The organism is Saccharomonospora saliphila YIM 90502 (genome assembly GCF_000383795.1).
Lineage (GTDB): Bacteria > Actinomycetota > Actinomycetes > Mycobacteriales > Pseudonocardiaceae > Saccharomonospora > Saccharomonospora saliphila.
In genome coordinates, this window is sequence record NZ_KB912656.1 from 147,464 (window position 1) to 152,330 (window position 4,867).

Annotated in this window: 6 protein-coding genes; all 6 read left to right on the forward strand. The window is 72.5% G+C overall.

Annotated features, from left to right (window positions below; translation table 11 throughout):
- On the forward strand, positions 1 to 567 hold a 567-nt coding region (locus SACSA_RS0109680; protein WP_019815432.1), incomplete at its 5' end, for a tyrosine-type recombinase/integrase.
- 105 nt (positions 568 to 672) lie between these two features.
- Positions 673 to 1,740: a ParA family protein gene (locus tag SACSA_RS0109685; RefSeq protein WP_019815433.1), complete on the forward strand. Its 1,068-nt coding sequence runs from the start codon at positions 673 to 675 to the stop codon at positions 1,738 to 1,740.
- A 257-nt stretch (positions 1,741 to 1,997) separates the two neighbouring features.
- The gene (locus SACSA_RS25965; RefSeq protein ID WP_232212910.1) at positions 1,998 to 2,393 is read left to right on the forward strand and encodes a cobyrinic acid a,c-diamide synthase; all 396 of its coding nucleotides are present in this window, start codon (positions 1,998 to 2,000) and stop codon (positions 2,391 to 2,393) included.
- Complete coding sequence (locus SACSA_RS0109695) at positions 2,393 to 3,250, forward strand: segregation and condensation protein A (RefSeq protein WP_019815436.1); 858 nt, start codon at positions 2,393 to 2,395, stop codon at positions 3,248 to 3,250. The genes SACSA_RS25965 and SACSA_RS0109695 overlap by 1 nt, the downstream gene beginning before the upstream one ends.
- Entirely contained in the window at positions 3,247 to 4,062 is an 816-nt protein-coding gene (scpB, locus tag SACSA_RS0109700) for an SMC-Scp complex subunit ScpB (protein ID WP_019815437.1), read from the forward strand. The genes SACSA_RS0109695 and scpB overlap by 4 nt, the downstream gene beginning before the upstream one ends.
- Positions 4,049 to 4,804: a pseudouridine synthase gene (locus SACSA_RS0109705; RefSeq protein ID WP_019815438.1), complete on the forward strand. Its 756-nt coding sequence runs from the start codon at positions 4,049 to 4,051 to the stop codon at positions 4,802 to 4,804. Before scpB ends, SACSA_RS0109705 begins: the two co-directional genes overlap by 14 nt.
- The last annotated feature ends 63 nt before the right edge of the window (positions 4,805 to 4,867 follow it).

Genomic DNA, 4,867 nt, shown 5'->3' on the forward strand with positions numbered 1-4,867 from the left:
CTCCCTGTCGACGACGTGCTACGGCTGCTCGACACCGCCCCGCCGGACGGGCCCCGTGCGCTGCGCGACCGCGCGCTGCTCGAACTGCTGTACTCGACGGGGGCCCGGATCTCGGAGGCCGTCGGCCTCGATGTCGACGACCTCGACACCGCCGAGCGCACGGTGCTGCTCCGGGGCAAGGGAGGGCGCCACCGGCTGGTGCCGGTCGGGCGGCCCGCGCTCGCGGCACTGGATGGCTACCTCGTGCGGGCCCGGCCCGAGCTCGCACGCCGCAGCCGGGGCACTCCCGCGGTGTTCCTCAACGCGCGTGGCGGACGGCTGTCGCGGCAGAGCGCCTGGCAGGCACTGAAGACCGCCGCCGAGCGCGCGGGCCTGGCCACGTCCGTCTCGCCGCACACGCTGCGGCACTCGTTCGCCACGCACCTGCTGGAAGGCGGTGCCGATGTGCGCGTGGTGCAGGAACTGCTCGGGCACGCGTCCGTGAGCACCACCGAGATCTACACCCTGGTGACGGTCAACACGCTCCGTGAGGTGTACGCGACGGCCCATCCGCGGGCACTGGGCTGAGCGGGCGAAAAGTCCCCCGGTCGTGCCCGGCGAGCCGCTTTGGCGCTGCTCTTCGTGCCGCAATACGCTGGCGCCGGTCCATGCCGAACGAGGAGCTTTCGCCCCATGTCGACTTTCCACCACACGGCGAGGCGTGCCCCGGGCCGACCCGGCCGGGCGAGCACCACGACGGTGTCGTCGGCGGCGTCGGTGTCGTCGGTGTCCTCCGCGGCACCCGCGTCCAGCGCATCCCCCGCGTCCCCGGACGCCGCCGCGTCCCCGGCCCCGGTGACGTCGGCCGGTACGGGCGAGCAGGCGACCGTGCGCACGGCGAAGGGGGCCCAGACGGTCGTCGACGACAAGCCGAAGCTCGGCCCCACCGGCAGGCCCCGGCGGGAGATCCCCGAGCCGCCGGAGCTGGACCGGCACGGCCCCGCCCGCATCGTGGCGATGTGCAACCAGAAGGGCGGCGTGGGCAAGACGACGTCCACGATCAACCTCGGTGCGGCGCTGGCCGAGTACGGCCGCAGGGTGCTGCTGGTCGACTTCGACCCGCAGGGCGCGCTGTCGGTCGGTCTCGGTATCCAGCCGCACGAGCTGGACCAGACGGTCTACAACGTCATCATGGAACGGTCCGTCGCCGTCGACGACGTGATCCGGCCGACCTCGGTGACGGGTGTGGACCTGCTCCCGAGCAACATCGACCTCTCGGCGGCGGAGGTGCAGCTCGTGGCCGAGGTGGGGCGCGAGCACACCCTGCTGCGCGTGCTGCGCCCGGTGATCGACCGCTACGACTACGTGCTGGTGGACTGCCAGCCCTCCCTCGGCCTGCTCACCGTCAACGCGCTCACCGCGTCCGACGGCGTCATCATCCCGCTGGAGTGCGAGTTCTTCAGCCTGCGCGGTGTGGCATTGTTGATCGACACGATCGACAAGGTGCGCGAACGGCTGAACCCGGATCTGGACATCACCGGCATCCTCGCCACCATGTTCGATCCCCGGACCCTGCACTCGAAGGAGGTCATGGCGCGCGTGGTGGAGGCATTCGGCGACACCGTGTTCGACACGGTGATCAACCGCACGGTGCGGTTCCCCGAGACCACGGTGGCCGGTGAGCCGATCACCCGGTGGGCGCCCCGGTCGGCGGGCGCGACCGCGTACCGCACCCTGGCGCGCGAGGTGATCACCCGGTGAGCAGGCGAGCGTCCCTGCCCGGCGCCTCGGAACTGTTCCGCCGGACCGGTGAGCCTTCCGGCGACCGCTCACCCCGGGACGGTGACCGGCCGCGTTCCGCCGACGACGGGGTGTCCTCCGGTGAGGGCGGGGTGTCCTCCGGCGAATCCGTCGGGGAGGTGTCCGGCGAGACGGGACGGCGCCGTGCCTCCCGTGGTGAGCGGGACCGTCGCGGTGCCTCCCGCCGCGAGCGGAACCGTCGCGGTGACGACGGCCGGGTGGACGGGGAGCGTCCCGGCAGCGCCGACGACACCGGTGGCCCCGGTTCCTCCGGCTCCGCGCGGTCCGGAACCGCCACGGACGCGACCGGAGCACGGGACCGGGTCGGCGCGGCGACGGCGCGCAAGGGTTCAGGACGGCAGAAACACGACGCCAAGATCACGGTGTACGTTTCGGCGGACGAACTGCTCGCGATGGAGCACACGAGGCTGGCGTTACGTGGCTCGCACGGGCTCGTGGTGGACCGGGGCCGCATCGTGCGCGAGGCGGTCGCCGTGCTGCTCGCCGATTTCGAGGACCACGGCGAGGACTCGGTGCTGGTGCGCCGCTTGCGCGACGACGAGGCGGACTCCGGGGCCTCCCGCGGGTCCGGTGGCGAGGAAACGGCGGACTGATGGCGGAAGGGGCGCCGCCCCCCGAGGCCGACGACGTGACCGGCGGCGACGGCCCGGCACCGGGCTTCACGGTGCGGCTTGAGAACTTCGAGGGGCCGTTCGACCTGCTGCTGCAACTCATCTCGCAGCACCAGCTCGACGTCACCGAGGTCGCCTTGCACCAGGTCACCGACGATTTCATCGCCTACACCCGCGCGCTGGGCGCCGATTACAAGCTCGACGAGACCACGGAGTTCCTCGTCGTGGCCGCGACCCTGCTCGATCTGAAGGCGGCGCGGCTACTGCCCTCGGCCGAGGTGGAGAGCGAGGACGACCTGGCGCTGCTGGAGGCGCGGGACCTGCTGTTCGCGCGCGTGTTGCAGTACCGTGCGTACAAGCAGGTGGCGGCGCTGTTCGCGGAGCTGGAGTCCACCGCCCTGCGGCGCTACCCCCGCTCGGTGGTGCTGGAGGACCGCTACGTGGGGCTGCTTCCCGAGGTGATGCTCGGCGTCACCCCCGAGAAGTTCGCCGACGTGGCGCTCGGGGTGTTCCGGCCGAAACCGCCCCCGACGGTGTCGCTGGACCATCTGCACGCGGGCAAGGTCTCGGTGCGTGAGCACGCCGCCGTGCTGCGACTGCGGCTGGCCGGGCAGGGAGAGGCGACCTTCCGGGAGCTGGTGGCCGACTGCGAGCACACGATCGAGGTGGTCGCCCGCTTCCTGGCCCTGCTGGAGTTGTACCGGGAGTCCTCGGTCACGTTCGAGCAGGCCGAGGCGCTGGCCGAACTGCACGTGCGGTGGACGGGCGGCTCCGTGGAAGAGGCCTCCGCCGAGGCCGAACGCGACCGCGCGGGTGCCGACGACGAGGAGTACGGATGACAAGCGACGCCGGGCCGACCTGGCGCATCGGCGGGAACGACGACGGCGAGGACGCCGGCACGACCGACCCAGTGAATCTCGGGACGGGCGCGCTCGGCGACGACGTGGACACCGGCGATGCCGGCGCGGACACAGGTGACGCGGCTCCCCGTGACGCCGCCCCCGGTGAGGCCGACGGCCCGGTGGAACGCGGTGAGAGCCCGGGTTCCGGGGACGCCGAGGCAGGACAGGACTCGCCCGAAACACCCGGGGGGCGGGCGCTTCCCGACGTCTCCGCCGACGGCGCGTTGCGGTCGGCGCTGGAGGCGCTGCTGCTGGTGGTGGACTCGCCCGCGAACGAGGAATCGCTGGCGGGCGCGCTGGACGAGCCCGTGGACCGGGTCACGGAGATGCTGCGCACGATGGCCGAGGACCTCACCGACCAGGGCAGCGGCATCGATTTGCGCCGCGTCGGGGAGGGATGGCGGTTCTACACCCGCGACACCTACGCGCCGTTCGTCGAGAAACTCCTGCTCGACGGGCAGCGCTCGAAGCTCACGCGTGCCGCGCTCGAGACGCTGGCCGTGATCGCCTACCGGCAGCCGGTGACCCGGTCGCGGGTCGCGGCCGTGCGGGGTGTCAACGTGGACGGAGTGGTGCGCACGCTGCTGGCCCGGGGCCTGATCGAGGAGGGCGGTACCGATCCGGAGACCGGTGGCACGCTGTACACCACGACCGAACTGTTCCTGGAGCGGCTGGGCCTGTCGTCGCTGAACGACCTGCCGCCCATCGCCCCGCTACTGCCCGAGGTGGATTCGATTGACCACGGCTGACTCCTCCGGCCGCGCGGCCGACGGCGTGCGCCTGCAAAAGGTTCTGTCGCAGGCGGGGGTGGCCTCCCGCAGGGCGGCCGAGGAGCTGATCGTGCAGGGCCGGGTGAGCGTGGACGGCGAGGTGGTGCGCGAGCTCGGCCGCCGGGTGGACCCCGACGCGGCGGTCGTCCACGTGGACGGGCTGCGCGTCGTGGTCCGCGACGACCTGGTGTATCTGCTGCTGAACAAGCCGCGCGGCGTGCACACCACGATGCGCGACGAGAAGGGCAGGCCGTGCGTGGGCGACTACGTCGCCGACCGTCCCGAGCGGCTCTTCCACGTCGGCAGGCTCGACGCCGACACCGAGGGCCTGCTGCTGCTCACCAACGACGGCGACCTGGCACACCGGCTCATGCACCCGTCGTTCCGCGTGCTCAAGACCTACCTGGCCGAAGTGGACGGTGTCGTCGCGCGGGGCCTGGGTGCGCGGTTGCGGGCGGGCGTGTCGCTGGAGGACGGGCCGGTACGCGTGGACGAGTTCCGCATCAAGGACACCCGGCCCTCGCGCACACTGGTGGAGGTCGTGCTGCACGAGGGACGCAAGCACATCGTGCGGCGCCTGCTGGCCGAGGTGGGGCATCCGGTGCGCAAGCTCGTCCGCACCGCGGTCGGGGACGTACGGCTCGGCGCCACGAAACCGGGCTCGGTGCGCACGCTCACCCATGCCGAGGTCGGCTCCCTCTACCGCGCCGTCGGAGCCTGAGCCCGTCGGCGCCTGAGCGGCGCGCCCACAGCCCTGCCGGCCCACCGCCCTGCCGGCCCACAG

Coding starts and splice junctions, on each gene's coding strand:
- scpB (WP_019815437.1), top strand. CDS start 3,247: ATGACAAGCGACGCCGGGCCGACCTGGCGCATCGGCGGGAACGACGAC.
- SACSA_RS0109685 (WP_019815433.1), top strand. CDS start 673: ATGTCGACTTTCCACCACACGGCGAGGCGTGCCCCGGGCCGACCCGGC.
- SACSA_RS0109695 (WP_019815436.1), top strand. CDS start 2,393: ATGGCGGAAGGGGCGCCGCCCCCCGAGGCCGACGACGTGACCGGCGGC.